The organism is Streptomyces sp. NPDC055239, assembly GCF_053606205.1.
Genome location: NZ_JBSGRD010000004.1, coordinates 261515 through 287972, shown reverse-complemented (window position 1 = coordinate 287972; position 26458 = coordinate 261515). Strand labels below are relative to the sequence as shown.

Genomic DNA, 26458 nt, shown 5'->3' with positions numbered 1-26458 from the left:
CGGGGAACGGGGAAAGGTGACGATCGCTGTGACGATTCAGAACACGGAGCAGGAAGACCTCTGGAGCGAATCGCTGAAGACGCTGAATTCCTTGGAGGAACTGGAGCCTCATTGCCCGTGCCGGTCCGCGCTCCACTCGGCCGTCGAGCCTCCGGCCGTCAGCGTCCTGACGGCCCGTGAGAGGGAGGTGCTGCTGCTCCTGGGGGCGGGGCTCCCCAACCCGGTCCTCGCCCGGCAGCTCGGCATAGCGGAGCGCACGGTGAAGGCCCATGTCGCGCGCGTCATCGAGAAGTTGGGGCTCAGGACCCGGCTTGACGCCGTCGTCGTGGCCATCGTCCATCACAGCCTGCTGTGTCCGGACGGGGCGCGCATCGGCACGTCGATGCGTGCCTGACCCAAAGGTCTCCTTGCACTAAAGGGCAGTGCACAAAGATTCACTGTTGGGCGTTCTCCGATGTTCATACGATCTTGCCGCCAATAAGGCTAGATCGATGAGCATCGATGAACGGGGAACAACAGAATGGTCATTACGCGGATCACTGTCGCGTCACTGGCTGCAGCGGGAGCCCTGGTCGTGGGTTCGGGCGTGGCGTCCGCCTTGCCCGAACCCACGCGCACCGCGACGGCGCCCACGGCCGACGCCGCGGCGACGGGGGCGGCGACGGAGGCGGCTGGGGCGGCCAAGATGCGGCGTCTCTACGCGCTGACCCGCTCCACGGAGACGAGCGTCAAGGACTGGCGCGCGACGCGCAAGCTCGCCAAGCAGGGCGTCGACCGCTGGAACTTCCGGTGGGACACCGACTGGTGCACGCGTCTTGCCGACAAGCCGGGCGGCTTCGACTTCCGGCTCTCCTGCGGGCGGCACGACTTCGGGTACCGCAACTACAAGCAGCTGATCGGCAAGACCGCCTTCGCGGGCTCGTCGCACGAGCGACGGATCGACAAGGCGTTCCTCTTCGACATGAAGCGTCAGTGCGCGGCCCAGCCGCACAAGACCACCGCGCAGCGTGCGAAGTGCCGCAAGACGGCGAAGGCGTACTACGACCGGGTCAGCTGACCTCGGCGCCTCCCCGCCGCTGAACATGTAGCGGAGCGGAGCAGTGAGGGGCGGGGCGGGGGAATGCCGTGTGGCGCATCCCACCTCGCCTTTCGTGCCGATTCGGGGACCGCGTGCCTAACCTCGGTGAGGTCCCCGCCGCCTGTTCACGCCTCCCCGCGTGCATCTCCCCGTGAGCCTCCCCCCCCATGACCTTCCCTCGCTCCACGAAGGCCTTGCCGGTTCTTGTCGCCCTGGCCCTGGCTCTCATCGGGGTGCTCCTCATCTCGCACCTGGCCGACGCGAGCGCCGCTCCCGCCTCGGCGGGCACCGCGCGTCTGGCAGCGCTCGCCGACGACGTGACCGCCGCCGACGGCCACCGCTACGACACGCGGGACGACACCGGCCGCACCATGGACGCCGCGCAGATCGCACAGACCCCCGACGGCACGTACCTGGCCGTCTACCACACCCTCCTGGACGACGGCCGCTTCCATGCCGCCGTCGCCACCTCCGCCGACCTGCGGCACTGGCACCGCCGCCACGACTTCGGGCCAGGCACCCACCAGGCGTCGCTCGCCGACGACGGGCGCGGCGGGTACGTCCTCGCGTACGAGAAGGACCCGCGGAACCACATCGCCGTACGCGCGTACGCCGACGAGGCGGCGCTGCTCCACGGGCGCGCCGCGCGTGCCTACGACGCGCCGCGCACCCTCTCGCGGTGCGCCGAGGGCACGCCGAGCATCACCGCCGTACGCGCGAACACGATCGAGCTGACCGGGCACTACCGCGCGGACTGCGACACCGACCGCCAGCTGCGCGCCACCCTCACCGGGTTCCGCGACTGGCACGCGGCGCCGGACCGGCGGCTGGACCGGGCGCTTCAGGCGTGGGGCAACGGCGGGAACCTCGGGGACCGCGCGCCGGTCGAGCTCGACGGGCAACGGGTGCTGCTCGTGGAGGGACAGCGCTCGCGGGGCGACTTCGGGAGCTGGCGGACGTACGCGTACGACCCCGCGAGCGGCAGGGCCGACCGGCTCGCCATCTCCACGCACGGCGGCAGCCGCGCCTTCGCCAATCCGTCGGCGACCCTCGTCACCGACCCGCGGGGCAGGCCTGCCCTGCTGGTCAGCCTGTTCATACCGGGGGAGGGAGCGGCCCCCGGAGAGGCGGGTCAGCTTGTCTACTGGCACAAGCTGTAGAAGGCGGTCTGTGCAACGGGGCAAAACCGTTTGGCGAACATGCGTAGGGTGCAGAAAACCCATCAGGGTTGAGAGTGGACCGACGCGCAGAAGGGAGCCGAGGCGATGGACGAGCAGAAGGAAACCCTCCGGGTGGGCTCGGCCGTGCGGCGCCGCCGCCGGCAGCTGGAGCTCACACTCGCCGTGGTGGCCGAGCGCAGCGGTCTCTCGGTGCCCTTCCTGAGCCAGGTCGAGAACGAGCGGGCGCGGCCGAGCAGCCGCTCCCTGCAGCGTGTCGCCGACGCCCTCCTGACGACCGACGTCGAACTGCTCGCCGCCGCGGATCCCGCGTGCACGGTGGACCTGATGCGCGCCGGCGAGGGTGACGGCGAGGGTTCATCGCCGTCCTCCTCTGACGCCCGCGTACGCAATCTGGTGCGCGGTCACCACCAGTTGCACGCCATCGAGTTCACCGGCGACCACGACGAGGGACGCGAGTTCCAGCACCGCAACGACGAGTTGATGTACGTGATCGGCGGCGCCGTCGAGGTCGAGGCGGAGGGCAGGGCCTACCGGCTCGGGCGCGGCGACAGCCTGTATCTGACGGGCGGGGTGCGGCACAGGTGGCGGGCGACCGTGCCGGACAGCCAGGTGCTCGTGGTGGCCGTCGGCGATCACATCGAAGCGGTGGACGGCTCGCGGCGCTGAGGGGGATTGCTCTGTGGCCGGAGTACGGGTCGTCTCGCTGGTGCCCTCGCTGACGGAGGCGGTCGCCGTCAGCGTGCCGGGTGCGCTGGTGGGGGCCACGGAGTGGTGCAGCCATCCGGATGACCTCGACGACCTCGGCGTCGTCCGCGTCGGCGGTACGAAGAACCCCGACGTGCCCCGGATCATCGGTCTCGCTCCGGACCTGGTGATCGCCAACGAGGAGGAGAACCGCGAGCCCGACCTCGCGGAGCTGCGGGCGGCGGGGGTCGAGGTGCTCGTGACGGAGGTGCGCGACCTGCCCGGCGCCTTCCGTGAGCTGGCCCGGGTGCTTGCCGCCTGCGGGGCGGGGCGGCCCGGGTGGCTGGACGAGGCCGAGACGGCATGGGCGCGACTCCCCTCGCCGGAAGCCAGGTTGAGTGCTGTCGTCCCCATCTGGCGGCGCCCTTGGATGGTCCTGGGACGCGACACGTTCGCCGGGGACCTGCTGCGGCGCCTGGGCGTCGACAACGCGTACGCGACGCACGCGGAGCGCTATCCACGCATCCCGGTCGAGGAGCTGCGTTCCATGGCCCCGGACTTGATGATCCTGCCCGACGAGCCCTACCGCTTCACCCGCGAGGACGGCCCCGAGGAGTTCACCGCCCCGTCGGCGCTCGTCAGCGGCCGCCACCTCACGTGGTACGGCCCGTCGCTCGCGGAGGCGCCCGCCGTGCTCGGCGCGGCGCTGCGAGCGGCCCGTCCGTGACCGGCTCCTTCGACGAAACGTAGTGGCTTCGGCGCAGGGAGAGGAAGATCAGCAGCGCGAAGGCTGCGAACGCGGTGCCTGTGCGTGCGTAGTTGAACGCCTCCCAGCGATCCAGGATCTGGGCGTGATCGGCTGGTGCCGACGTGGCTGCCCACCGCTTGATGCGGCCGTTGATGGGGACGTTGCCGAGACGGGTGATCAAGAAGGACGCGACAACGAGGATCCCGGCCCCCGTGGCCAGTCGCCGTGAGGCGCCACGCGTCATGGTGGCAAGCGCGAGGGTGCTGAGCGCCGATATACCCATGGCGCCTTGCATGGTGATGCCGTTCATCTGCATCAACTGGGTGTGGAAGGACAGCCTCATGTCCAACGGCACGGAGTTGAAGGTGGGGACGAGATTGGCCGCTCCGTAGCCGAACGCACCGGCGAGGGCGCCGGTGGACAGCAGAGCGAGGCCCTGCACGACCCGGGTGCGCAGGCGGGTCACTGTCCCGTCTCCGGTTGGGCGGAGGGCGTACGGCCGAGTTGGTGGATACGCCGCACCCGTCCGTCGTCGGCGACTTCGCCGATCAGGAGCCACTCGCTGACCACGTGGCCGAGCTTGCGATGTTCCGCGCTGAGGCGGCAGCGTGCGGCGAACCGGCGCCCGTCGACGAGGAGATCGTCCATCCGCATGTGGCTCGCGGTGACGTTCTTGCGGGCCGGGACCGCGTGGGCGATCAACTGGTCGCGGGTGAGCTCGGTGCCGTCGGTGACCCAGACCGCGTCCTCGGTCAGGGTGCGACCCACGATCTGTGCCGGGTCCTCGTCGGAGAGGGCCATGTCGCGGGTGTAGTCGAGCAGGAGGCGGCGCGCCGCCAGTTCAGTTGTCTCTGACATGGCTGTCAGTTTTGAGTGGTGCCATATAGTTGTCAACCGTGTCAGAGATAAGGCGTCGCCGTCAGCGAGTAGAGGTCCAACGCAACCGTGCCGCCCTGGTGTCGGCGGCGGCCCGGGTGCTCGCCGAGCGCCCCATGGCGAGCATGGCGGAGATCGCTTCGGCTGCCGGTGTGACACGGCAGACCGCCTACGTGCACTTCGGTACCCGCGAGGCACTCATGGAGTCGGTGCGCGATGAGCTGAGCCGCCGGTCCTTCGCCGTGCTGGAAGCGGCTGATCTTGAGGCCGGTACGGCGACGGAAGCCCTCGGCCGCTTCCTCGCCGCGGCCGGGACCCTGCTGGCCGAGCAGTCGGCGTTCGACCACTCCGACACTGCCCCGGAGGCCGATGCGGCACGCCATGTGCCGATCGAGCGGCGTCTGGAGGAACTGATCCGCCGTGGGCGCGACAGCGGCGAGTTCACGGTCGGCCTGGAGATCGGGTGGCTGGTGGCCGCGGTGATCGCGCTCGGTCACGCCGCTGACCATCAGATCCGCGTCGGTCGCATGGACGCGCGGGACGCGGCGACGCAATTCCGGTCGTCGGTGATGCGCTTGTGCGGCGTCGAGGACCCTGACCGTGACTGTTCGATGTAGCTACTTCTACTGAGGTGCCGCGAGCAGCTTGCCGCTGATCACGCCGCGCAGCGTCTGCGTGAGCGCCACAGCCCAGGCCGTCACGAGGAGGGCGTACAGGGCGAGTGCCAGCCAGTCGTAGACCGCGAGGCCGGTGTGCTTGCCCAGGCCCTCTGCGCCCGTGACGCACGTACCGACGGGGAACGTGAACGCCCACCAGGTCATCGCGAAGCCCATGCCCCGGCGCCGGGCCCGCACCACCATCGCGGCCGCGAGCGCCAGCCACAGCAGGGCGAAGCCCATCACCGGGACGCCGTAGAGCACGGCGAAGACGGCGAATCCCTGGTCGTACGGGGCCGGAACGACGCCTGTCGCCGCGGTGTCCGCGAACTTGTTCACGGCTGTCGTCGACTGGCCGAGCGGGCCGAGCACCAGGAAGAGCGTCGGGGTGAGCGCAAGGGGGAAGGGGCCGCCGGTCAGCAGGCGGGCGAAGATCAGCGGCAGCATCACCAGGGTGGCGAGCAGGCTCAGGCCGAACATCGCGAAGCAGGCGAAGAGGAGCGTCTCCTGGGCCTGACCCGCGGGGAGATGGGGCACCAGGAGGGGGCCGAGTGCGGCGGACACCATGGGAGCCACCAGGGGGAGCAGCCAGACGGGCGATGCCTGGCCAGGCTCCGTGCGGTGCTTGACCACCATCAGGTAAGGGATCGCGACGGCGGCCCCGAGACCGATGGCCGTACCGGCGGTGAAGAGCACGGCGTCCAGCGCGACCGCCGCGCTCGTGCCGATCCAGTCCTCGCCCACGAGGAGGGCGCCGCCGCCGACCGAGAGCAGGGCCATGGAGAGACAGCCGTAGAAGGGGGCGACGGCCGGGTCGAGGAGATGGGCGCGGGCCTGGTCGCGGTGGTGGATCCAGTGCAGGGTCCGGGCGGTGAGGAGCGCGGTCAGCATGAGCAGGGAGAGCGCCCAGATCGCGGTGCAGGCGGTGCGCAGACCGGGGATGTGGACCGGCAGGGTCGCGCCCGCGCCGGCGATGATCGCCGTGCCCATGACGGTGGCGTACCAGTTCGGGCCGAGGTGACGGGTGGCGAGAGCGATGCGAGGGGTGGTGGGGGCGGCGGTGTGCGGGGGTGCCTGCGGGTGGGCGACGGTGACCATGAGTCCACGGTCGCCGTTCGGCGGTCCCCCCACCAGGAGGCATCTTCGTATGAGGGCATAACCTGGGCTTATGGGTACGTCTTCTGGTTCCGCCGGTGTCTCCGGTACGTCGCCGGGCGCGGCGCCGCTCGCGCACCGGGTGCCGGACCTCGGGGCGCTCGAACTGCTGCTCGCCGTGGCGCGGCTCGGCAGTCTGGGGCGGGCCGCGAAGGAGCTGGGCATCACGCAGCCCGCCGCGAGCAGCCGCGTCCGGTCGATGGAGCGGCAGCTCGGGGTCGCACTCGTCGACCGGTCGCCGCGCGGCTCTCAGCTCACGGACGCGGGGGCGCTCGTCACGGACTGGGCGCGGCGGATCGTGGAGGCGGCGGAGGCGTTCGACGCGGGTGCGCAGGCGCTGCGGGACCGGCGGGACTCGCGGCTGCGGGTCGCGGCGAGCATGACGATCGCCGAGTATCTGCTGCCGGGCTGGCTGATCGCGCTGCGGACGCAGCGGCCGGACACGGCGGTGTCGTTGACGGCGGGCAACTCGACCGCGGTCGCGGAGCGGCTCATCGCGGGGGACGCGGACCTCGGCTTCGTCGAGGGGCTCTCGGTGCCGTCCGGCCTGGACTCGGCGGTCATCGCCCACGACAGCCTGATCGTCGTCACGGCGCCGAGCCACGCCTGGGCCCGGCGCGGAAAGCCGCTGGGGGCCGCGGAGTTGGCGGCCACGCCGCTGATCCTCCGGGAGGAGGGCTCGGGGACCCGGCAGGTCCTCGACGCGGCTCTGGGCGGACTCGCCCGCCCGCTGATCGAGCTGTCGTCCACCACGGCGGTGAAGGCGTCGGCGGTGAACGGGGCGGGGCCCGCGGTGCTGAGCGAGCTCGCGGTGGGCGAGGAGCTGTCGGCTCGGCGCCTGGTGGAGATCCCCCTGGCGGGGGTTCGGCTGCGCCGGGACCTACGGGCGGTGTGGCCTACGGGGCACCGTCCCACGGGACCTGCGCGGGATCTGCTGTCGCTGACGCGGGCGGGTTCGCCCTGAGGGGTGGGGCATCTTGTGCCGCGGCAGGGCGTCTAGAGCTCCGTGGGGTGCGTCGGATCGATGCCCTTGGGCGCCGGCTCCCACGTCACGTACTCCACGGCGACGCTCAGGACCGTGAGCCCCGCGAAGACCCATCCCAGGGTGGGGTGTCCTGAGCCGGTCAGGGCGAGTGCGGCCACGCCGAGGACGGCCAGCTTGACGGCGACCTCAGGCCCGACCGGCAGCGGGAACTTCGGCCCGCCCGCGGCAAGGAACAGCCCCCACACCACCCCTGCCAGGACGGCGCTGCCGACCCCGATGGCGATGCCGGACAAGGTGTTGGTGCCGGTGTCCAGGCCCCAGAAGAACAGCGCCACCAGCATTCCGCCCTCCAGGGCGAGGCCCAGCCCCGCGTTGGCGATGGTGAGCGGGTTCCACTTCCGGTCCTGTACGCGCCCGGGCTTGGCGATTCTCATGCCTCGGCTGCCTTCTTGAGGCCCTTCAGCCACCTCTCCAGGACGGCGTGCAGTTTGGCTTCGGAGAAAAACAGAACGAGCAGAGGTCCGCCCATGGACTCCTCCGTGCGGACCAGCGTCGCGCCGTCGCCGCTCGCCTCCAGCACATGCCGGTGGACGGCTTTGGCTCCCGCCGCGAGCCCGGTCCAGACGATCTCCCGGCCGGGGTCGATCACCGCGAAGCGGGACTTGATCCGACTCCTGCCGTTGGTCCAGGTGAACCGGGCGTCCACCTCTGCGCCGCCGGTGGGGGAATCGACGGTGACATCGTGGATGGCGGCATCGATCTTCTCCCACTGCGCGGGCTCGCTCAGCAGCGCCCAAACCCGTTCGACAGGTGCTTCGATGCGGATCTCGTACGCCGATCGGAGCGGTGCCTGTTCGTCCAGGCGCCCCTTCTTCGCGTGCTCCTCGTGCAGTACCTCCAGCGAGGGGCCCCGATAGAGCAACCGGTTCAGCATGTCCAGCCCTTCCAGGGTCCAAGAGAACGCCGCGCTTCCGGTACTCCGTCGCGCCGGAGAAACGATACGGCCGGATGGCTCAAAATGCGCTGCCTTATGAGTACTTGACGGCAGAAGGCCTTGCCTTGATCCGGGTCCGTCTGCTCGGCCGGTTCGGTGACGACCGGAGGGCGTCCGGAGAAGGGCCCTAGCCCCGACCTTCTGCCGCCCGGACCAGCGCCGACATGACCCGGAGGTCCTCACCCACCTCCGGGTGCCACTGCACGCCAAGGACCCAACCCCCGGAGGGCAGTTCCACCGCCTCCGCCGTGCCGTCCGCCGCGTGTGCCGACACGATCAGGTCCCGGCCCAGGCGGTCCACCGCCTGGTGGTGGTACGTCGGGACGGCCGTCGAAGCGTCCGGAGCGATGGACTCGTACAGCGTGCCCGGGACCGGCTTCACCTCGTGCGTTCCGAAGACGCCCACCGCCTCCACATGCCCCTCCATGTGCTGCACCAGCGTCCCGCCGAGGGCCACGTTCAGGAGCTGCATCCCGCGGCAGATGCCGAGGAGCGGCGTGCCGGACGACAACGCCGCCTCGATCAGGGCGAGTTCCCACGCGTCCCGCTCCCGCGCCGGTGGGCCCGTGCGTTCTTCGCGCTCCGCGCCGTAGCGGACGGGCTCGACGTCAGGGCCACCCGCGATGACCACGCCGTCGAGACGGGCGACGACCTCATCGGCGTACGAAGGATCGTCCGGCGGAAGCATCGCGGCGAGGCCGCCCGCCGCCTGCACCAGGCGCGGGTAGCCGACGGGGAGCAGCGCCGCCGGCAGCTCCCACACGCCCCAGCTCGCCTTCGACTCCAGGTACGTGCTGACACCGATCAGCGGTCGTCGGCCGGTGGTCTCGCTCACCCTTGTCTCCCTCTCGCTCAGTCACACTCGGTCAGTCGCGTTCCAGTTCCGCCTCCGCGGCGGCCAGCGCCGCGAACTCCTCCTCAGGCGCCCGCGCCACAAGATGCTTGCGGCTGTAGAAGCCGAAGTACGCGACCGCCACCACGTATACCGCGAGCGCGATCAACGCCGCTGTCACGTCCACCAGGAAGGTGGCCACCAATGCCGCGCAGGCCAGGACCAGCGCCACCGACGAGGTCAGCGTGCCGCCCGGTGTGCGGTAGGGCCGCTCCAGGTCCGGCTCCCTGCGGCGCAGCACGATGTGCGAGAGCGACATCAGGGCGTACGAGATGGTCGCGCCGAACACCGCCACGTTCAGCATCCGCGCGCCGTCCCCGGTCGCCGCCGCCAGGCCGAAGCCGATCGCACCGGGGACCAGAAGGCCCAGGTAGGGGGCCTTGCGGCTGCTCGTGAGCGAGAGGAAGCGGGGGAGGTAGCCCGCCCTCGACAGGGCGAAGAGCTGGCGCGAGCCCGCGTAGATCAGGGAGAAGAACGAGGCCACGAGGCCCGCAAGACCCGCGTAGTTGACGATGCGGCTGAGCGCCGTCGGCTCGCCGCCCGGCTGCAACGCCTCCACCAGCGGGTTGCCCGCACCCTGGATCGCGTCCGCGCCGCGCGCGCCTGCCGACGCGAAGAACGTCATCAGCGCGAGCACGATGAGGATGGCCATCGACCAGCGGATCGCGCGCGGCAGCGTACGGGCCGGGTCCTTGGTCTCCTCGGCGGCGAGCGGTACGCCCTCCACGCCCAGGAAGAACCACATGCCGAACGGGAACGCCGCCCAGATGCCCAACAGGCCCATCGGCAGCCAGGAGTTGGCACCGAAGGCGTCACCGTCCACCGCGATGTCGTTCAGCTTCGACGCGTCGAAGTCCATGAACGCGCCGACCGCGAAGACGAGCAGCGCCGCCACCGCGATGCCCGTGACGACGAAGCTGAAGCGCAGTGCCTCGCCCACGCCCCACAGGTGGATGCCGATGAAGACGACGAAGCAGGCCAGGTACACCGGCCAGCCGGAGGTGAGGCCGAAGAGGCCGAGCGACTCCACGTAGTCGCCGATGAAGATGGAGATCGCGGCCGGCGCAAGGATGTACTCGATGAGGATCGCCGTGCCGGTGAGGAAGCCGCCCCACGGGCCGAGCGCCCTGCGTGCGAAGCCGTAGCCGCCGCCCGCCGTGGGCAGCACCGACGAGAGTTCGGCCAGCGAGAACACCATGCACGCGTACATCACGCCCATGAGCCCCATGGCGATCGCGAGGCCGCCGAACCCGCCCTCCGCCAGGCCGAAGTTCCAGCCCGAGTAGTCGCCGGAGACGACGTACGCGACGCCGAGGCCCGTGAGCAGCAGCCAGCCCGCGCTGCCCCGGCGCAGTGTTCTGCGCTCCAGGTAGTCGTCCGCCGGTTCGGCGGTGCTTGTCTTGGGGGACTCCACGGTCATGGCAGCACGGCTCCTGGGCGAGTGACTCAATGGAACGGATCCATACCTTTGTCGTCCCGAGTGCGAGAAATCAAGACCCCTGCGTAACGCCGCCGTAAATCCCCGCGCACCCCGCCCCTTATGTCAGGAACCCGTCATGTCGGGAGGCCCTTACGTCAGGAAGCCCCGCAGCAACGCGGCCGTACCGGCGCAGTGCTCGCGCATCATCTCCCGCGCCCCGTCCGCGTCCCCGTCGAGCACCGCCTCGACGAGCGCGGTGTGCTGGCGCTGCGAATGCTCCAAGTTCCGCACCAGGAGCGGGATGCAGTCCAGGAGGTCGTTGACGCTCGCGCGCACCGCCGCGTACTGCGCGGTGAGCGAGGGGGAGCCGCACAGCTCCGCAAGGGTCAGGTGCAGGAGGGTGTCCAGGCGGCGGTACTCCGAGAGGGGTGCCTCGTGGGTGCGCGCGAGCGCCGTGCGCAGCCTCTCCCGCTGCTCCTCTGTCAGGCCGTGCGCCGCGCAGAGCCCGGCCGCGCCGACCTCCAGAACCTCGCGGAAACGCAGCGCGTCCTCGACGTCGACGCCCGCCACGCGCCGCCGCAGCTCGTCCTCACCGGCAGCCTCGGGGCGCGGGCGCACGAACGTGCCGCCGTACCTGCCCCGCCGCGACTCGACGAGACCCTGGTCCTGGAGCACCTTCAGGACCTCGCGCAGCGTCACCCGGCTGATGCCGAGACGGTCGGCCAACTCCCTCTCCGACGGCAGGCGTTCACCGCCGGGCACCAGGCCGAGGCGTACGACCTGGAGGATCTGTTCCAGGGCTTCCTCGAAGCCGTTGCCCGCCCGTACGGGGCGAAGGACCGGCGTGAGCCCGTCGTCGCCGGGAGAAGCCGTCGCGTCGGCGTCCGTGTGCGACATCTGGCCGTACCCCCTTCCCAATCAATGGTTCTCGGCAATACCTTATGGCTCTCGGCTGACCCAAGGAGGATTTTCCCGTGGCAGACCGCACACCCCCGCTCGGGATCGAGGAGCTGCGTGCTCTCGTCACGAGCGGCGAGATCGACACTGTCGTCCTGGCCTTCCCCGATATGCAAGGGCGGCTCCAGGGCAAGCGGTTCGCCGCCCCCTTCTTCCTCGACGACGTCCTGGAGAACGGCACGGAGGGCTGCAACTACCTCCTCGCCGTCGACCCGGAGATGAACACCGTCGAGGGCTACGCCATGTCCTCCTGGGACCGCGGCTACGGCGACTTCGCCATGCGCCCCGACCTGAGCACCCTGCGCCGCGTCCCCTGGAACGACGGCACCGCGATGCTCATCGCCGACCTCGCCTGGAACGACGCGTCGCCCGTCGTGGCCGCGCCCCGCCAGATCCTGCGCCGCCAGCTCGACCGGCTCGCCGAGCTCGGCTTCACCGCCAACGTCGGCACGGAGCTCGAGTTCATCGTCTTCAAGGACACCTACGAGCAGGCCTGGGACGCGGGCTACAAGGCCCTGACCCCGGCGAACCAGTACAACATCGACTACTCCGTGCTCGGCACGGGACGCATCGAGCCGCTCCTGCGCCGCATCCGCAACGAGATGGCCGCCGCCGGACTCGTCGTCGAGTCGGCCAAGGGCGAGTGCAATCCGGGCCAGCACGAGATCGTCTTCCGTTACGACGACGCCCTCGTCACCTGCGACCAGCACGCCATCTACAAGACCGGCGCCAAGGAGATCGCGTCCCAGGAGGGTGTCTCGCTCACCTTCATGGCCAAGTACAACGAGCGCGAGGGCAACTCCTGTCACATCCACCTCTCGCTCGCGGACGCGGACGGCACCAACGCCATGGCCGGTGACGGTCCTGGCGGCATGTCGGCCGTCATGCGGCACTTCCTGGCCGGGCAGCTCGCGGCGCTGAGGGAGTTCTCGCTCCTCTACGCGCCCAACATCAACTCGTACAAGCGGTTCAGGCCCGGCTCGTTCGCGCCGACCGCCGCCGCCTGGGGCTACGACAACCGCACCTGCGCCCTGCGCGTCGTCGGTCACGGCCGCTCCCTGCGCTTCGAGAACCGCCTGCCGGGCGGCGACGTGAACCCCCACCTCGCGGTCGCCGGACTCGTGGCCGCCGGTCTGCACGGCATAGAGCAGAAGCTCGAACTGCCCGAGGAGTGCACGGGCAACGCCTACACCGGTGACTACGCGCACGTCCCCACCACCCTGCGCGAGGCCGCCGAGCTCTGGGAGAACAGCGCCATCGCCAAGGCCGCCTTCGGCGACGAGGTGGTCGCGCACTACAGCAACATGGCCCGGGTCGAGCTGGACGCCTTCGACTCCGCGGTGACCGACTGGGAGCTCCGCCGCTCCTTCGAACGTCTGTGAGGCACCCTTGCTCAAGGTATTGAATCCGGCGACCGAAGAAGTCGTCGCGACCGTCCCCGCCGCCACCGCGCAGGACGTCGACGCCGCCGTCGTGCGCGCGGCCGCGGCGCAGGCGAAGTGGGCCGCCGCGGCTCCGGCCGACCGGGCGCGGCTGCTGCGCCGTTTCGCGGCAGTGGTGGACGAACACCTCGAAGAACTGGCCCAGTTGGAGGTGCGCGAAGCCGGTCACGTCATCGGCAACGCCCGCTGGGAGGCCGGCAACGTCCGCGATCTCCTCGACTTCGCCGCCGGGGGAGTGGAACGCCTCAGCGGCCGTCAGATCCCCGTGCCCGGCGGCCTGAACGTGACGATCCTCGAACCCCTCGGGGTCGTCGGCGTCATCGCCCCCTGGAACTTCCCGATGCCGATCGCGGCCTGGGGCAGCGCCCCGGCGCTCGCGGCAGGCAACGCGGTCATCCTGAAGCCCGCCGAGACGACCCCGCTCACCGCGCTGCGCCTCGCCGAACTCGCCCTGGAAGCGGGCCTCCCCGAAGGCCTCTTCCAGGTCCTGCCCGGCGTCGGCGACATCGCGGGTAACGCCCTGGTCGAGCACCCCGGCGTCGCCAAGATCGTGTTCACGGGATCCACGCGCGTCGGCAAGCAGATCATGGCCAAGTGCGCCGACCGCGTGAAGCGCGTGACGCTCGAACTCGGCGGCAAGAGCCCGAACATCGTCTTCGCCGACGCGGACGTGGAGGCAGCCGCCCTCGCCACCCCCATGTCGTACCTCGACAACTCCGGCCAGGACTGCTGCGCGCGCACCCGTGTCCTCGTCCAGCGCTCGGTGTACGACCGCTTCCTGGAGATCGTGCGGCCCGCCGTCGAGTCGATCGTCGTCGGCGACCCGGCGGACGAGAAGACCCAGATGGGTCCGCTGATCTCCAAGTCGCAGCTGGAAAAGGTGCGTTCGTACGTTCCGGCCGGCGCCGGAATCCACGGCACCGCCCCCGAGGGCCCCGGCTTCTGGTTCCCGCCGACGCTCCTCACCGACGTCGACCCCGAGTCTCCGGTGGCGACGGAGGAGGTATTCGGCCCGGTCGCCGTCGTCATCCCCTTCGACGACGAGGCCGACGCGATCCGCCTGGCCAACGCGACCGAGTACGGCCTGTCGGGGTCGATCTGGACGCGGGACGTCAGCAGGGCGCTGCGGGTCTCCCAGGCCGTCCAGGCCGGGAACCTCTCCGTCAACTCGCATTCCAGCGTGCGCTATTGGACCCCGTTCGGGGGTTACAAGCAGTCCGGACTCGGCCGTGAACTCGGCCCGGACGCGCTCGCCGCCTTCACGGAAACCAAGAACGTCTTCATCAGCACGGAAAGCCCGGAGGCCTGAGCCCTATGTCAGAGAACATCTGCCGCCGCCTGGTAGGCCGCACCGCCGTCATCACCGGCGCGGGCAGCGGCATCGGACTCGCCACCGCGCGGCGCCTCGCTTCCGAGGGCGCACACGTCGTCTGCGGCGACATCGACGAGAGCGCGGGCAAGGCCGCGGCGGAGGCGGTCGGCGGGCTCTTCGTCAAGGTCGACGTCACCGACGCCGAGCAGGTCGACGCGCTCTTCAAGACGGCGTACGACACCTATGGCTCGGTCGACATCGCTTTCAACAACGCGGGCATCTCGCCGCCCGACGACGACTCCATCCTGGACACGGGCCTTGAGGCCTGGAAGCGGGTCCAGGAGGTCAACCTCACCTCCGTCTACCTGTGCTGCAAGGCCGCCATCCCCTACATGCGGCGCCAGGGCAAGGGCTCGATCATTAACACCGCGTCGTTCGTGGCGAGGATGGGCGCGGCGACGTCCCAGATCTCGTACACCGCGTCCAAGGGTGGAGTCCTCGCCATGTCCCGCGAGCTCGGCGTGCAGTTCGCCCGCGAGGGCATCCGCGTGAACGCGCTCTGCCCCGGCCCGGTCAACACCCCGCTCCTCCAGGAGCTCTTCGCCAAGGACCCCGAGCGGGCCGCGCGCCGCCTCGTCCACATCCCCGTGGGCCGCTTCGCCGAGGCCGACGAGCTCGCCGCCGCCGTGGCGTTCCTCGCCAGCGACGACTCCTCGTTCGTGAACGCCACCGACTTCCTGGTCGACGGCGGCATCTCGGGGGCGTACGTCACGCCCATGTAGTTCATCCTCCGGCAACCACCCCGTCAGCCGGGCGTCGCACGACGCCCGGCTGACCTGCGTAGACAGGGGAGTGTGTTCGTGAACTTCAAGCGCCGCGCCGCCGCGGCAGCAGCAGTGATCGCCGTCGCCGGAGCCGGTCTCGTCACCGTCCAGGCCACCGCGGAAGCCACCCAGCCCGTGCGGTCCAAGACCAAGGACTGCCCCTCGCTCACCGTCTCCAAGGGCTGGTACGGCGAGAACAAGGCCCGACTCCAGAAGATGATCGACACGTACGGCCGCTGCGGCGACGCCGGGCACACGGGCTCCGCCAAGCCCGTCGCCGCCTTCGACTGGGACAACACGGTCATCAAGAACGACGTCGGCGACGCCACCATGTTCTGGCTCCTGCGCAACAGCAAGATACGTACGCCGAAGAACGGCGACTGGCACACCACGAGCCGCTATCTCACCGACCCGGCGGCCAAGGCCCTCGCCAAGGCCTGCCCCACCACCGGCACCACGCTCCCCACGCGCCGCGACACGGACTGCGCCGACGAGATCCTCTCCGTCTACAGCGAGGGCACCACGACAGGCGGGGACGCGGCCTTCGCGGGCTTCGACCACCGCCGCATGGAACCCCAGTACGCCTGGCTCGCCCAGCTCACCCGCGGCTGGTCCACCCGGCAGGTCAAGGAGTTCGCGGCTGCCGCCCGCAAGGAGAACCTCGCCGCGCCCGTCGGCACCGAACAGCGGGTGGGCACCGGCAAGGTCACCGGCTGGGTCCGCTACTACGACCAGCAGCGCGACCTGATCCGTACGCTCAAGAAGGCCGGATTCGACGTCTATGTGGTCTCCGCGTCGCCCGAGCCGGTCGCCGAGGTGTGGGCGAAGAGCGTCGGCGTCGACGCCCGGCACACCATCGGCATCCGCAACGTCGCCGCACACGGGAAGCTGACGGCCCATCTGCGGGGCTGCGGAACCGTCGAGGACGGCGACGACTCGATGATCACGTACATCGACGGCAAGCGCTGCTGGATCAACCAGGAGATCTACGGAGTCCGGGGCGCGGCAGCCGAGAAGGTGCAACCGGCCAACAAGCGACAGGTGTTCTCGGCCGGTGACTCCGACACCGACATCTCCTTCCTGCGCGACGCCACGGGCCTGCGCCTCGTCCTGAACCGCAACAAGAACGAGCTGATGTGCCGCGCCTACGACAACGGCGACCGCCGCTGGCTGGTGAACCCCATGTTCATCGAGCCCAAGGGCAAGCTCGCCAAGCCGTACCCGTGCGCCACCGCCGGCTACACCGAACGCGACGGCAAGGAAGGCCCCGTGCGCCGCACCGACGGGTCGGTCATTCCCGACCAGAAGGACACGGTGCACGGACCCTGACCGGACCAGTTGGATTCATGTACGGTCCATGCGCATGCGTAACAGACATGCCTTGGCGTTGACGCTGGCTTCGGCCGCCGCGCTGGCGGCCGTGCCCGCGTCGCTTCCCGCGGCCGCCAGCACGCCCGCGAACACCACCGCTGCGAAGGCCCATTGCCCGCAGCTGTCAAAGAAGCTGACCTGGTACGGCGACAACCGGGCCAAACTTCAGCAGATGATCGACGAGCGCGGACGCTGCGGCTCCCACCGGGGTCACGACCAGAAGCGTCCCGTCGCCGCCTTCGACTGGGACAACACCGTCGTCAAGAACGACATCACCGACGCGACGATCGCCTGGTCCCTCCACCACGACAAGATCCTGCGCCCCGCCAGCTGGAAGTCCACCAGCAAGTGGATGACGGACGCGGCCGACAAGGCGCTCACCAAGGCCTGCGGCACGAAGGTGCCGGTCGGCAAGCCGCTTCCCACCTCCACCGACACCGACTGCGCGGACGAGATCTTCGAGGTCCGCGAGGACGGCAAGACGATGAGCGGCGCCGCCGCCTTCGCGGGCAAGTGGGACCACCGCCACACCGTCCCGCAGTACGCCTGGGTGCCCCAGCTCTTCGCCGGCCACACCGTGCCCGAACTGGAGTCCTACGCGGCGAAGGCCCGCAAGCAGGTCCTGGCCGCCCCCGTCGGCGCCACCCAGACCGTCGGCACGCACGAGATCCCCGGCTACGCCCGCTACTACGACCAGCAGCGCGACCTGATCCGCACGCTCAAGAAGGCCGGGTTCGACGTCTACATCGTCTCGGCGGGCTCCGAGCCGGTGACGGAGGTCTGGTCCAAGGGCATCGGCATCGACCGCAAGCACACCATCGCCATCCGCTCCGTCCTTGACCGCAAGGGACGGATCACCACCTACAACCAGGGCTGTGGCGACGTACCCGTGAACAAGGGCGAAGCCATCCCCTACATCGACGGCAAGCGCTGCTGGATCAACCAGGAGATCTACGGCGTCAAGGGCAAGGCGGCCTGGGAGAAGCAGGACCCCTCCCACCGCATCGCCCTCGGCGGCGGTGACGCCGACACGGACGTGACGTTCGTCGGCGACGCCACGGGCGCCCACCTCGTCCTGAACCGGAACAAGAACGAGGTCATGTGCCGTGCGTACGACAACGCCGACGGCCGCTGGGTCGTGAACCCCATGTTCATCGAGCCCATGAAGCAGAAGCCCGACCTCTACCCGTGCTCGACGGCCGCGTACAACGAACCGGACGGCAGCAAGGGCCCGGTCCGGCGCGACGACGGCTCGGTGGTGCCTGATCAGGCGGACACTGTGTTCTGACTGTTCTGATCTTCACGGCACGTCCTAGAGTGCCGGGATGAGCATGACGCCACCTCCCGGCTGGTACACGGACCCGTCGGCCCCACCGGCGCAGCACGTAGAGCGCTGGTGGGACGGGTCCGCGTGGACCGAGCACCGGCGTGCGCCCGAAGTCCCTCAAACGGGCCTGGCGCAGCCGGGGTTCGGCCCGACGCAGGCACAGGCGCAGATGCAGGCGCAGACCCAGGTCCAGCCGCTGCCGGGGGCGTCCAGAGGAGGCCGGGCCAGGGTGGTGGCGCTGACCACCGCAGGGGTCGTCCTGGTCGCGTCGATCGTCACGGGCACGGTGCTCCTGAGTGAGGACGACGGCGAGCCGCAGGGCGGTCTTCCCGAACCGGCCATATCGCAGCCGGTGGAAACGGCCACGAAGACCTCGCCGACGCCCACCACGTCGGCGCCCGACCCCGACCCCTCCACCCTCGTGGACCAGCTCAACGGCATCACGATCCCCGTCCCCGACGGCTGGGAGAAGGCCGACAACACGGTCGGCGGCGACCCCACCGTCCGTACCCCGAAGACGTACGACTGTCCGGGCGAGGGAAGCCTCTGCCGCCACGGCACGGTCTACTCCCGCACGTCGACGGGGACCGACGAACGCTCGCCCGAGGCGCTGGCCCGGGGCGACATCAAGGACGCGGCGGACCGTGCGTACGACGAGGACAAGGTCGGCATGGAGCCGTTCGGCGGGATCGCCCGGCACGAGAAGGTCAAGGAGGGGAACGTCGCGGTCGGTGGCCGCTCCGGCTACTTCGTGCGCTGGCGCGTCCACACGGAGAAGGGCCCCGGCGGATACGTCCAGTCGCTCGCCTTCCCCTCGAGCCGCGGGTCCGAGGCGCTGATCATCGTCCGCTTCGCCATCGACGCCGGGGGCGAGGCGCCGCCGCTCTCCGACATGGACAAGATCACCAAGGGGATCCGCGCCGTCGGTGACAGCGACACGGGCGGCGGCGTGGGAAGCAGCGTGGGCGCCTCGCCCTGACGGCCTGTCGGAGGCTAGAGGAACGTGTGGCCTTCACCTCGGTACGTCGGCACGGTGGCCGTCACGCGATCGCCCTCGACGAGGTGGAGCGCGTCGAACCGCTCGCACAGCTCCCCGGCCTTGGCGTGCCGGAACCACACCTTGTCGCCGATGAGGAGATCGTCGGCGGGGGCTCCGAGCAGCGGGGTCTGCACCTCGCCCGCGCCCTCCTGCGGGTCGTAGCGCAGCCCCTCCGGGAGGTACGGCACCGGGGAGCGGTCGGGGCCCGCGGCACCCGAAGCGGGGTAGCCGCCGCCGAGCACGGTCACGGTGCCCACGCCGGGGCGGCGCACGACGGGCTGGGCGAAGAGCGCGGCCGGACGTCCGCTGAACGACGTGTAGTTGTCGAAGAGGCGCGGTACGTACAGGCCGGACCCGGCGGCGATCTCGGTCACCGCCCGCTCGGCCGCCGTGTGCTGCACGCTGCCGGTGCCGCCGCCGTTCACGAACTCCAGGTCCGGCGCGACCGCCCGCACCGCGCGGATGGTCTCGGCCCGGCGCACCGCGAGCTCCTTGCGGGCGGCGGCCTGCATGAGGCGGATGGCCCGCGAGCGCGCGGGACGCCCGGCGATCGCGTCACCCACCCCTGCCACATGCCCTTCGTACGCCATCACGCCCACGAGCCGGAAGCCCGGCCGCCGGGTCACGGCGCGGGCGAGCGCGGCGACTTGGGCGGGGGAGTGCAGGGGCGAGCGCAGCGCACCGATCCGCACCCGCCCCCCGAGCACCTTGAAGGCGGTGTCCAGCTCCAGGCAGACCCGGACCTCTTCGCGCCCGCCGTCCCTGGCCTCGTCGATGAGCCGCAGCTGCGCCGGGTCGTCGACCATCACGGTCACCGATGACGCGAGCTTCGGGTCGGCGGTCAGCTCGGCGAAGGCGGCGCGGTCCGCCGAGGGATAGGCGAGCAGGATGTCGTCGAAGCCGGACCGCGCGAGCCACAGGGACTCGGCGAGCGTGTAGGACATGATCCCGGCGAAGCCTTCGCGGGCCAGGACGCGTTCGAGGAGCGCACGGCAGCGCACTGACTTGCTCGCGACCCGGATCGGCTTCCCGCCGGCCCGGCGCACCAGATCGTCGGCATTGGCGTCGAATGCCTCCAGATCGACGAGCGCGAGGGGGGCGTCGAGGTGTGCGGTGGCCCGGTCGTAGCGGGCCCGGTCTGCTGCACGGGGGGTCATGGCCGAAGCCTGCCAGACGCGATTACTCGAGGGTAGGGGGATGATCCGGGCAGATCGCCCGGGGCCGCGGACTGGTTCCCTCACGGCCGGATTCTGCCCTTAGAGTTACGCGCAGAAGAGCGAGGAAACGGGGGGTGCATGAGCACGGAAGCGCGACGGGCTCCCGTACCGCCACGTCCCACGACGCCGCCTCCGCCGTCGGGCCCGCCCGCGTCTGCGGCCCCGTCGCCTCCCGCTCCGTCCCCGCGCTTTCCGGATCTGCGTCCGCCGACGGCCGACCCGGAACCGGACCCGGACCCGGCCCCGGAGTCCTCGGACGGCCAGGGTTCCGTGCCGCCGCCGAGGGCATCTACGGCATCTGCTCGAACCCCTGAAGACGACCGGGGCGCCGAGCAGCAGCCGCCGCCGTCGGTGACCGACCCCGCGCCCGCCGACGGCGACCAGGACTCCCTCCTCGGGGACCTCCTCGCGCCCTTCGACCGGGTACGGATGCCGAGGCCCACGGCAGCGCAGGACGACACGGACAACGCAGACAACGCAGATGACCCGGGTGCCCCTGCCACCGACGCACAGCAGTCGCCGCCCCCACCGCCCGCGTCGGCGCGCTTCCCCGATACACCGCCCCCGTCAGCGATGCCCCGGACGCAAGCGCCGACCCCTGATCCCGAGTCGGATGCGCCACCTGCCTCGGCCCGTTTCCCCGACGCACCGCCGTCCTCGGCGACGACGCGGACGCAGGCGCCGAGCTCTGATTCCGCGTCGGGTTCCGACCCCGTGTCGGGTCCGCCGCCCGCGTCGGCCCGTTTCCCTGACACACCGCCGCCGTCAGCGATGCCCCGGACGCACGCACCGAACCCCGAGACCGCCCCGGCTCCCGTTCCGCCCCCGCCGCGCCCTCCATCCCCGCCGAACCACGGCGTAGCGGACGGGGAGAGTGAGCCAGGCGCCGCCGCGGACTATCCACTGCGCCCCCCGATGCCCCCGATGCCGCCGTCGGATCCAGCGCCGACGGACATATCCGCGTCCGTTCCGGCGCCTGCCGCCGCGCCCCGGCCCGCGTCCGCCGAGGCCCGCAAGCCCGCCCCCGAGGCACCGCCCACCCACGCCCACGCGCACGCCCACACGCCCAAGCCCATATCCACCCCCGCACCTGCCCCCACCCCGACCCGCTCCCCGCGAACAACCGCCGCCCGCCGTGCGGTCGGCGCCGTCGACCTGACGCCGGGACCCGGGGCAGGGCGGCCCTTCGTGTCGTTCGCGCGGCCCCCGCTGTACGACGACAGCACCACGCGGCTGCGGCCCGTCCGCTCCTGGATTCAGCCCCGCGTCACCGCGGCCGCCGCCTGCGCCGTGCTCGGGCTCGGGCTCATCGGGGGCGCGGCCACCGGGAGTTGGCTGACCGGGGGCTCCGAAGGGACGGGCGCCACGCGGAACACGTACGCCGTCGCCGGCCAGCTCTGGCACAGCGTGCCCGTCGACAAGCTCTTCCCCGTCACCCTCAGGGGAGAGGGCGCGGGCCCCGGCGGAGCCGACCGCACCTGGACCCGGGTCGCCGTCGCCCCCGACAGCAACTGCGAGAACGCCTTCGACCCGCTCCTGCGCAAGGCACTCGCCTCGGCCGGCTGCCTCAGGCTGCTGCGCGCCACGTACACGGACGCGACCCGCAGCCATGTCACCACCGTGGGCCTGCTGTTCACCAAGGCCGACGCCGACGCGATGCGCTCCCTGCGCACCCGCTTCACGGAGGAGGGCCTCGACCGGCGCACCGACCTGATGCCACGGCCGTACGCGGCCAAGGGCACCCCGGCCGCGGACTTCGGCGACGCCCAGCGAGCCTCCTGGACCGTGTCCGTGCTCCCTGACGCCCCGGTCGTCGCCTTCTCGGTCTCCGGCTTCGCCGACGGCCGTACGGTCACCGAACCCGAGCCCGCCGACGAGGCCGTGAAGACCTCCGCAGCCACCGACCCCGCCCAGGCGGGCCTCGGCAACGAGGCGAAGGGCATCGCCGACCGCGTCGAGCGGCGGCTGCGCAAGACCATCGCGGCGACGGAGAAGTCCTCATGAGAATCCGCCGGTTCGGAATCCGCCGGTTCGGCGTCGCCGCCCTCGCCGCGTCGATCGCCCTCCTGCCCGCCACCGCCCACGCGGACGACGGCATACGCGCCCAGCAGTGGGCCCTCGACGCCATGCACACGAGTCAGGCCTGGCAGACCACCAAGGGCAAGGGCATCACCGTCGCCGTCCTGGACACCGGCATAGACCGCGACCACCCCGACCTGGCGGGCAGCGTCCTCGCGGGCAAGGACATGGTCGGCTTCGGAGCGAAGAAGGGCGACCGCCCCTGGGCCCGGCACGGCACCGCCATGGCCGGCATCATCGCGGGCCACGGACACGGCGCGGGCGGCGGCGACGGCGTGATCGGCATCGCGCCGCAGGCGAAGATCCTGCCGATCCGCGTGATCCTGGAGGACGGTGACCCGCACCGGTCGAAGGCCCGCAACACCCGGGGCAACGCCCTTGCCGACGGCATCCGCTGGGCCACCGACCACGGCGCCGACGTCATCAACCTCTCCCTCGGCGACGACTCCAAGTCCGCCCACCCCGAACCCGCCGAGGACGCAGCCGTCCAGTACGCCCTGAAGAAGGGTGCCGTCGTCGTCGCGTCGGCGGGCAACGGCGGAGAGCGCGGCGACCACATCTCGTACCCGGCGGCCTACCCCGGAGTCATCGCCGCCACCGCCGTCGACCCGGCGGGCAACCGCGCCTCCTTCTCCACCCGCCGCTGGTACGCCACCGTCAGCGCCCCCGGCAAGAAGATCGTCATCGCCGACCCCGACCGTGAGTACTACGAGGGCTGGGGCACCAGCGCCGCATCGGCGTTCGTCTCCGGTGCCGTCGCCCTCATCCGCGCCGCCCACCCCGGTCTGACCCCCGCCCAGATCAAGCAGCTCCTGGAGGACACCGCCCGCGATGTTCCCAGCGGGGGCCGCGACGACTCACGCGGCTTCGGCTTCATCGACCCGGCGGCCGCGATCGCCGAGGGCGGCAAGAAGAAGCCGGAGGGGCTGAGCTCAGCGGCGTACGGGAAGAAGTACTTCGGTTCGGGCCCGGACGCGCCCCGGAGCGACGGCGGACCCGCAGGATGGGTGGGCCCGGTCGCGGGCGGCATCGGCATGGCGCTCCTGGGGGCGGCGGTCTACCTCTGGCGCGGCCGCCGGGGAGCCCGTCCCGGCACCACCCGATAGGCCAAGGGGCGCGGTCGATAGGGTCAGGACCGTGGCGAACAAGAACATCCCGGACCCCGGCTTCTCCGACGACGACGGGTCCGCAGACCCCCGGCTCACCGCGGCACTGACGGCGTGGGCCGCAGACCGCACGGCCCACGGCCCCGTCCTTGAGGCGCTCACCGGCGCCCGGCTGCTCGTCCCCGTGGTCGCCGTGCTCGGCGAGGTGGAGGAGGACGAGAACGGCCTTCGCCGCGAGAAGTCCAGTGACATGGCGGTCCCCACCCTCAAGGCGGGCGACCGCAAGGCACTGCCCGCGTTCACCTCGACCAAGGCCCTCGCCCTGTGGGACCCGCAGGCCCGGCCCGTCGCGGTCCCGCTGCACCAGGCGCTCCAGGCCGCGGCGCACGAGCAGGCCGACACGATCGTGCTGGACCTCGCGGGACCCGTCCCCTACGAGATCAACAGGACCGCCCTGATCGCCCTCTCCGAAGGCCGCCACACCCGGGACCCGCTCCTGGACCCCGCCGTCACGGCCGCCGTGCGCGCGGCCGTCGCCGCCGATCCTGCCGTCCAGCGCGCCTACCTCGGCGCGGGCACCGCGGACGGCACCCTCGCGCTCGTCATCGACGCGTCGGCGGACCCGTCCGAAGCCGCCCAGCGCGTCGCCCGGCACATCGCGTCCGACGAAACACTGAGGGCCCGCCTGGTGAACGGCCTCGACCTGGCACTGCTTCCGGCCGAGGCGACGCCACCGGGCGAGCCCCTTTACGTACGAGAAGGCTGAGAGATCCTGAGAAAGCCGGGAGATCAGCCGAAGATCGGGCCCGTGTACTTCTCGCCCGGACCCTGACCCGGCTCGTCCGGCACCGCGGACGCCTCGCGGAAGGCCAGCTGCAGCGACTTCAGACCGTCGCGCAGGGGAGCCGCGTGGAACGAGGAGATCTCCGTGGCGCTCGCGTCCATCAGACCGGCGAGCGAGTGGATCAGCTTGCGGGCCTCGTCCAGGTCCTTGTGGTTCTCGCCGCCTTCGGCGAGGCCAAGGTTCACGGCCGCGGCGCTCATCAGGTGGACGGCGACCGTGGTGATCACCTCGACCGCGGGGACGTCCGCGATGTCACGGGTCAGGGTGTCGAAATCGGGGGAGTCACCGGTGGCGGACTCGGGGGTGGGGGTCGCGTCGCTCATGTCCCACACGATAAGCGGAGCATCGCCCGGGGTGACTCGCGGGAGTGCGTGGGCCCGCTGGTTAGCCCCACCCCCGTGGAGCTGCTAACCTTGTGTAACGACCGGCCGGACACTCGCGTGCCACGCAGAGACCCGGCCCACAAGTGGAGGCTCCGCTTCCCACCTAGTCGCTCCCAGAGCGGCGGGTCACCGGTCAGGCAGCCGCAGTCCCCGAGACTACGGCAGGCCCGAGATGCGCCCCGCGATCATCGCGGAGGTGCTCCGGTAGTAATGGAGCCCCTTCCTGTGATCGGTTGGGGCATTTTTTATGTACTCACTCGGTTGGTCGAGATAACAGACGTAACGCGGCTGTCCGCCAGACCGCCGCGTGGTGCTACCGAGGAGGATCCATCAGCGCCGAGCCCCGCATCAACGACCGGATTCGCGTCCCCGAGGTGCGACTCGTCGGGCCCAGCGGCGAGCAGGTCGGGATCGTTCCGCTTGCCAAGGCCCTGGAGCTCGCACAGGAGTACGACCTCGACCTGGTCGAGGTGGCGGCGACCGCCCGTCCGCCCGTGTGCAAGCTCATGGACTACGGGAAGTTCAAGTACGAGTCGGCCATGAAGGCCCGTGAGGCGCGCAAGAACCAGGCGCACACGGTCATCAAGGAGATGAAGCTCCGGCCGAAGATCGACCCGCACGACTATGACACCAAGAAGGGTCACGTCGTCCGGTTCCTCAAGCAGGGCGACAAGGTCAAGATCACGATCATGTTCCGTGGTCGCGAGCAGTCCAGGCCGGAACTCGGCTTCCGACTGCTGCAGCGTCTCGCGAACGACGTCGAAGACCTCGGGTTCATCGAGTCGAACCCGAAGCAGGACGGCCGAAACATGATCATGGTCCTCGGTCCGCACAAGAAGAAGACCGAAGCCATGGCCGAGGCTCGTGAGGCCCAGGCCGCCCGCAAGGCCGAGCGACAGGGCCGCACGGACGACGACTCCGCCGACGAGGTGACGCCCGACGAGGCCGTTGCCGAGGTCGAGACGCCTGTTGAGACGCCTGCCGAGGCGCCTGCCGAGGAGCCCGCCCAGGCCTGATCCGGGACGCGCCTCCCAAGCGCGCCTTGGATGACAACCGATACATCTGACGCTCCCTGCCCGCGGTTCGCAGGAACCGGGAACGGCAGGGAGTGCCAATGACGAGGAGAGAACGGCGCTATGCCGAAGAACAAGACGCACAGCGGTGCCAGCAAGCGCTTCAAGATCACCGGCTCCGGCAAGGTGCTCCGTGAGCGCGCCGGCAAGCGCCACCTGCTCGAGCACAAGTCGTCCCGTCTGACGCGTCGCCTCAGTGGCAACGCCGAGATGGCCCCGGGCGACGCCAAGAAGATCAAGAAGCTTCTCGGCAAGTGAGTTCGGGCGCACACCGCGCCTGAACTCCGACCGGGACCCAATCGATACCGGGTCGTGTGAGTCCAACCACGGCCCCGCTACAAGGAGTTAACAAGTGGCACGCGTCAAGCGGGCAGTCAATGCCCACAAGAAGCGTCGGGCGATCCTCGAGGCTGCCAAGGGTTACCGCGGCCAGCGCTCGCGCCTGTACCGCAAGGCCAAGGAGCAGGTCACCCACTCCCTGGTCTACAACTACAACGACCGCAAGAAGCGCAAGGGCGACTTCCGTCGGCTGTGGATCCAGCGCATCAACGCCGCTGCCCGCGAGAACGGCATGACGTACAACCGCCTCATCCAGGGTCTGAACGCCGCCAACATCGAGGTGGACCGCAAGATCCTCGCGGAGCTCGCCGTCAACGACGCGAACGCGTTCGCCGCGCTCGTCGAGGTTGCGCAGAAGGCTCTGCCGTCGGACGTCAACGCCCCCAAGGCTGCCTGACGCTCCGCTGCACCTGAGCGTTACTCGCGGACCCGCAGGCCCATTGGCCTGCGGGTCCGCGTGCGTTCGGCCTCGCGTC

At 70.7% G+C, this 26458-nt stretch carries 30 protein-coding genes; 20 read left to right on the top strand and 10 right to left on the bottom strand.

The features are described 5' to 3' along the window. The first annotated feature begins 28 nt into the window (after window positions 1–28). From ACWFRJ_RS16790 to ACWFRJ_RS16770, 5 genes are all read left to right on the top strand, one after another. Complete coding sequence (locus ACWFRJ_RS16790; protein WP_453530400.1) at window positions 29–394, top strand: response regulator transcription factor; 366 nt, start codon at window positions 29–31, stop codon at window positions 392–394. Window positions 395–520: 126 nt separating this feature from the next. Beyond that, complete coding sequence (locus ACWFRJ_RS16785) at window positions 521–1057, top strand: phospholipase A2 (RefSeq protein ID WP_453530397.1); 537 nt, start codon at window positions 521–523, stop codon at window positions 1055–1057. A gap of 188 nt (window positions 1058–1245) precedes the next feature. Then, window positions 1246–2238 (top strand): hypothetical protein, encoded by a 993-nt coding sequence (locus tag ACWFRJ_RS16780; protein WP_453530394.1) that lies wholly within the window; start codon window positions 1246–1248, stop codon window positions 2236–2238. A gap of 105 nt (window positions 2239–2343) precedes the next feature. Beyond that, window positions 2344–2925: a helix-turn-helix domain-containing protein gene (locus tag ACWFRJ_RS16775; RefSeq protein WP_453530391.1), complete on the top strand. Its 582-nt coding sequence runs from the start codon at window positions 2344–2346 to the stop codon at window positions 2923–2925. A gap of 13 nt (window positions 2926–2938) precedes the next feature. Beyond that, entirely contained in the window at window positions 2939–3670 is a 732-nt protein-coding gene (locus tag ACWFRJ_RS16770; RefSeq protein WP_453530388.1) for a helical backbone metal receptor, read from the top strand. On the opposite strand, the gene ACWFRJ_RS16765 is transcribed toward ACWFRJ_RS16770, so the two are convergent. Together ACWFRJ_RS16765 and ACWFRJ_RS16760 are read right to left on the bottom strand one after the other, a co-directional pair. After that, on the bottom strand, window positions 3597–4157 hold the full coding sequence (locus ACWFRJ_RS16765; protein ID WP_453530385.1) for an anthrone oxygenase family protein: 561 nt from the start codon (window positions 4155–4157) through the stop codon (window positions 3597–3599). The genes ACWFRJ_RS16770 and ACWFRJ_RS16765 overlap by 74 nt on opposite strands. Then, the gene (locus ACWFRJ_RS16760) at window positions 4154–4549 is read right to left on the bottom strand and encodes a nuclear transport factor 2 family protein (RefSeq protein ID WP_453530382.1); all 396 of its coding nucleotides are present in this window, start codon (window positions 4547–4549) and stop codon (window positions 4154–4156) included. Before ACWFRJ_RS16760 ends, ACWFRJ_RS16765 begins: the two co-directional genes overlap by 4 nt. Before the next feature lie 38 nt (window positions 4550–4587). On the opposite strand from ACWFRJ_RS16760, the gene ACWFRJ_RS16755 reads away from it, so the two are divergent. Next, the gene (locus ACWFRJ_RS16755; RefSeq protein WP_453530380.1) at window positions 4588–5184 is read left to right on the top strand and encodes a TetR/AcrR family transcriptional regulator; all 597 of its coding nucleotides are present in this window, start codon (window positions 4588–4590) and stop codon (window positions 5182–5184) included. A 6-nt stretch (window positions 5185–5190) separates the two neighbouring features. On the opposite strand, the gene ACWFRJ_RS16750 is transcribed toward ACWFRJ_RS16755, so the two are convergent. Continuing rightward, window positions 5191–6321, bottom strand: a complete 1131-nt coding sequence (locus tag ACWFRJ_RS16750) for a TDT family transporter (protein ID WP_453530377.1) — start codon at window positions 6319–6321, stop codon at window positions 5191–5193. 70 nt (window positions 6322–6391) lie between these two features. Here ACWFRJ_RS16750 and ACWFRJ_RS16745 point away from each other — a divergent pair, with 70 nt between their 5' ends. Continuing rightward, the gene (locus tag ACWFRJ_RS16745) at window positions 6392–7342 is read left to right on the top strand and encodes a LysR family transcriptional regulator (protein ID WP_453530374.1); all 951 of its coding nucleotides are present in this window, start codon (window positions 6392–6394) and stop codon (window positions 7340–7342) included. A gap of 32 nt (window positions 7343–7374) precedes the next feature. On the opposite strand, the gene ACWFRJ_RS16740 is transcribed toward ACWFRJ_RS16745, so the two are convergent. The 5 genes from ACWFRJ_RS16740 to ACWFRJ_RS16720 form a co-directional block, all read right to left on the bottom strand. Further along, on the bottom strand, window positions 7375–7797 hold the full coding sequence (locus ACWFRJ_RS16740; protein ID WP_453530371.1) for a YrdB family protein: 423 nt from the start codon (window positions 7795–7797) through the stop codon (window positions 7375–7377). After that, window positions 7794–8297 carry an SRPBCC family protein gene (locus tag ACWFRJ_RS16735; RefSeq protein WP_453530368.1) on the bottom strand — a complete coding sequence of 168 codons (504 nt, stop codon included), beginning with the start codon at window positions 8295–8297 and terminating at the stop codon, window positions 7794–7796. Before ACWFRJ_RS16735 ends, ACWFRJ_RS16740 begins: the two co-directional genes overlap by 4 nt. 187 nt (window positions 8298–8484) lie before the next feature. Further along, window positions 8485–9192 (bottom strand): gamma-glutamyl-gamma-aminobutyrate hydrolase family protein, encoded by a 708-nt coding sequence (locus ACWFRJ_RS16730; RefSeq protein ID WP_453530365.1) that lies wholly within the window; start codon window positions 9190–9192, stop codon window positions 8485–8487. A 31-nt stretch (window positions 9193–9223) separates the two neighbouring features. Further along, window positions 9224–10669 (bottom strand): ethanolamine permease, encoded by a 1446-nt coding sequence (eat, locus tag ACWFRJ_RS16725; protein ID WP_453530362.1) that lies wholly within the window; start codon window positions 10667–10669, stop codon window positions 9224–9226. 150 nt (window positions 10670–10819) lie between these two features. Continuing rightward, complete coding sequence (locus ACWFRJ_RS16720; RefSeq protein WP_453530359.1) at window positions 10820–11566, bottom strand: FadR/GntR family transcriptional regulator; 747 nt, start codon at window positions 11564–11566, stop codon at window positions 10820–10822. 77 nt (window positions 11567–11643) lie between these two features. On the opposite strand from ACWFRJ_RS16720, the gene ACWFRJ_RS16715 reads away from it, so the two are divergent. From ACWFRJ_RS16715 to ACWFRJ_RS16690, 6 genes are all read left to right on the top strand, one after another. Further along, entirely contained in the window at window positions 11644–13008 is a 1365-nt protein-coding gene (locus tag ACWFRJ_RS16715) for a glutamine synthetase family protein (protein WP_453530356.1), read from the top strand. 7 nt (window positions 13009–13015) lie between these two features. Then, window positions 13016–14377, top strand: a complete 1362-nt coding sequence (locus ACWFRJ_RS16710) for an aldehyde dehydrogenase family protein (protein WP_453530353.1) — start codon at window positions 13016–13018, stop codon at window positions 14375–14377. Window positions 14378–14382: 5 nt separating this feature from the next. Further along, window positions 14383–15162, top strand: a complete 780-nt coding sequence (locus tag ACWFRJ_RS16705) for a 3-oxoacyl-ACP reductase (protein ID WP_453530350.1) — start codon at window positions 14383–14385, stop codon at window positions 15160–15162. A 78-nt stretch (window positions 15163–15240) separates the two neighbouring features. Then, entirely contained in the window at window positions 15241–16533 is a 1293-nt protein-coding gene (locus ACWFRJ_RS16700) for a haloacid dehalogenase-like hydrolase (RefSeq protein ID WP_453530347.1), read from the top strand. Between the two features lie 34 nt (window positions 16534–16567). Next, window positions 16568–17863: a haloacid dehalogenase-like hydrolase gene (locus ACWFRJ_RS16695; protein ID WP_453530344.1), complete on the top strand. Its 1296-nt coding sequence runs from the start codon at window positions 16568–16570 to the stop codon at window positions 17861–17863. 37 nt (window positions 17864–17900) lie between these two features. Beyond that, a complete protein-coding gene (locus ACWFRJ_RS16690; RefSeq protein ID WP_453530341.1) occupies window positions 17901–18881 on the top strand; it encodes a DUF2510 domain-containing protein in 981 nt (326 codons plus the stop codon). Between the two features lie 14 nt (window positions 18882–18895). Here the strand turns inward: ACWFRJ_RS16690 and ACWFRJ_RS16685 are convergent, their stop codons facing one another. Further along, window positions 18896–20098, bottom strand: a complete 1203-nt coding sequence (locus tag ACWFRJ_RS16685; protein WP_453530338.1) for an amino acid deaminase/aldolase — start codon at window positions 20096–20098, stop codon at window positions 18896–18898. Window positions 20099–20232: 134 nt separating this feature from the next. Between ACWFRJ_RS16685 and ACWFRJ_RS16680 the strand changes: the two genes are divergently transcribed. The 4 genes from ACWFRJ_RS16680 (at window position 20233) to ACWFRJ_RS16665 (ending at window position 24109) form a co-directional block, all read left to right on the top strand. Beyond that, entirely contained in the window at window positions 20233–20472 is a 240-nt protein-coding gene (locus ACWFRJ_RS16680) for a hypothetical protein (RefSeq protein WP_453530335.1), read from the top strand. Window positions 20473–21082: 610 nt separating this feature from the next. Further along, complete coding sequence (locus tag ACWFRJ_RS16675) at window positions 21083–22162, top strand: hypothetical protein (protein ID WP_453530332.1); 1080 nt, start codon at window positions 21083–21085, stop codon at window positions 22160–22162. Next, window positions 22159–23343, top strand: coding sequence for a type VII secretion-associated serine protease mycosin (gene mycP / locus ACWFRJ_RS16670; RefSeq protein ID WP_453530329.1), 1185 nt, complete (start codon window positions 22159–22161; stop codon window positions 23341–23343). Before ACWFRJ_RS16675 ends, mycP begins: the two co-directional genes overlap by 4 nt. 31 nt (window positions 23344–23374) lie before the next feature. Beyond that, a complete protein-coding gene (locus ACWFRJ_RS16665; protein ID WP_453530326.1) occupies window positions 23375–24109 on the top strand; it encodes an SseB family protein in 735 nt (244 codons plus the stop codon). A 23-nt stretch (window positions 24110–24132) separates the two neighbouring features. Here ACWFRJ_RS16665 and ACWFRJ_RS16660 read toward each other — a convergent pair whose 3' ends face one another. After that, on the bottom strand, window positions 24133–24510 hold the full coding sequence (locus tag ACWFRJ_RS16660; RefSeq protein WP_453530323.1) for a DUF1844 domain-containing protein: 378 nt from the start codon (window positions 24508–24510) through the stop codon (window positions 24133–24135). 389 nt (window positions 24511–24899) lie between these two features. Between ACWFRJ_RS16660 and infC the strand changes: the two genes are divergently transcribed. From infC to rplT, 3 genes are all read left to right on the top strand, one after another. Next, complete coding sequence (gene infC, locus ACWFRJ_RS16655; RefSeq protein ID WP_453531171.1) at window positions 24900–25586, top strand: translation initiation factor IF-3; 687 nt, start codon at window positions 24900–24902, stop codon at window positions 25584–25586. 120 nt (window positions 25587–25706) lie between these two features. Next, window positions 25707–25901, top strand: a complete 195-nt coding sequence (gene rpmI, locus ACWFRJ_RS16650) for a 50S ribosomal protein L35 (protein WP_135330421.1) — start codon at window positions 25707–25709, stop codon at window positions 25899–25901. Window positions 25902–25995: 94 nt separating this feature from the next. Next, window positions 25996–26379 (top strand): 50S ribosomal protein L20, encoded by a 384-nt coding sequence (rplT, locus tag ACWFRJ_RS16645; protein WP_453530320.1) that lies wholly within the window; start codon window positions 25996–25998, stop codon window positions 26377–26379. Window positions 26380–26458: the final 79 nt, after the last annotated feature.

Bases quoted from the DNA above. Each gene is read 5' to 3' on its own strand.
- ACWFRJ_RS16705 (WP_453530350.1), top strand. From the start codon at position 14,383: ATGTCAGAGAACATCTGCCGCCGCCTGGTAGGCCGCACCGCCGTCATC.
- rpmI (WP_135330421.1), top strand. From the start codon at position 25,707: ATGCCGAAGAACAAGACGCACAGCGGTGCCAGCAAGCGCTTCAAGATC.
- ACWFRJ_RS16780 (WP_453530394.1), top strand. From the start codon at position 1,246: ATGACCTTCCCTCGCTCCACGAAGGCCTTGCCGGTTCTTGTCGCCCTG.
- ACWFRJ_RS16740 (WP_453530371.1), bottom strand. From the start codon at position 7,797: ATGAGAATCGCCAAGCCCGGGCGCGTACAGGACCGGAAGTGGAACCCG.
- eat (WP_453530362.1), bottom strand. From the start codon at position 10,669: ATGACCGTGGAGTCCCCCAAGACAAGCACCGCCGAACCGGCGGACGAC.
- ACWFRJ_RS16675 (WP_453530332.1), top strand. From the start codon at position 21,083: ATGCCGCCGTCGGATCCAGCGCCGACGGACATATCCGCGTCCGTTCCG.
- ACWFRJ_RS16775 (WP_453530391.1), top strand. From the start codon at position 2,344: ATGGACGAGCAGAAGGAAACCCTCCGGGTGGGCTCGGCCGTGCGGCGC.
- ACWFRJ_RS16690 (WP_453530341.1), top strand. From the start codon at position 17,901: ATGAGCATGACGCCACCTCCCGGCTGGTACACGGACCCGTCGGCCCCA.
- ACWFRJ_RS16785 (WP_453530397.1), top strand. From the start codon at position 521: ATGGTCATTACGCGGATCACTGTCGCGTCACTGGCTGCAGCGGGAGCC.
- ACWFRJ_RS16760 (WP_453530382.1), bottom strand. From the start codon at position 4,549: ATGTCAGAGACAACTGAACTGGCGGCGCGCCGCCTCCTGCTCGACTAC.
- ACWFRJ_RS16750 (WP_453530377.1), bottom strand. From the start codon at position 6,321: ATGGTCACCGTCGCCCACCCGCAGGCACCCCCGCACACCGCCGCCCCC.
- mycP (WP_453530329.1), top strand. From the start codon at position 22,159: ATGAGAATCCGCCGGTTCGGAATCCGCCGGTTCGGCGTCGCCGCCCTC.
- ACWFRJ_RS16695 (WP_453530344.1), top strand. From the start codon at position 16,568: ATGCGTAACAGACATGCCTTGGCGTTGACGCTGGCTTCGGCCGCCGCG.
- ACWFRJ_RS16660 (WP_453530323.1), bottom strand. From the start codon at position 24,510: ATGAGCGACGCGACCCCCACCCCCGAGTCCGCCACCGGTGACTCCCCC.
- ACWFRJ_RS16735 (WP_453530368.1), bottom strand. From the start codon at position 8,297: ATGCTGAACCGGTTGCTCTATCGGGGCCCCTCGCTGGAGGTACTGCAC.
- ACWFRJ_RS16720 (WP_453530359.1), bottom strand. From the start codon at position 11,566: ATGTCGCACACGGACGCCGACGCGACGGCTTCTCCCGGCGACGACGGG.
- ACWFRJ_RS16685 (WP_453530338.1), bottom strand. From the start codon at position 20,098: ATGACCCCCCGTGCAGCAGACCGGGCCCGCTACGACCGGGCCACCGCA.
- ACWFRJ_RS16745 (WP_453530374.1), top strand. From the start codon at position 6,392: ATGGGTACGTCTTCTGGTTCCGCCGGTGTCTCCGGTACGTCGCCGGGC.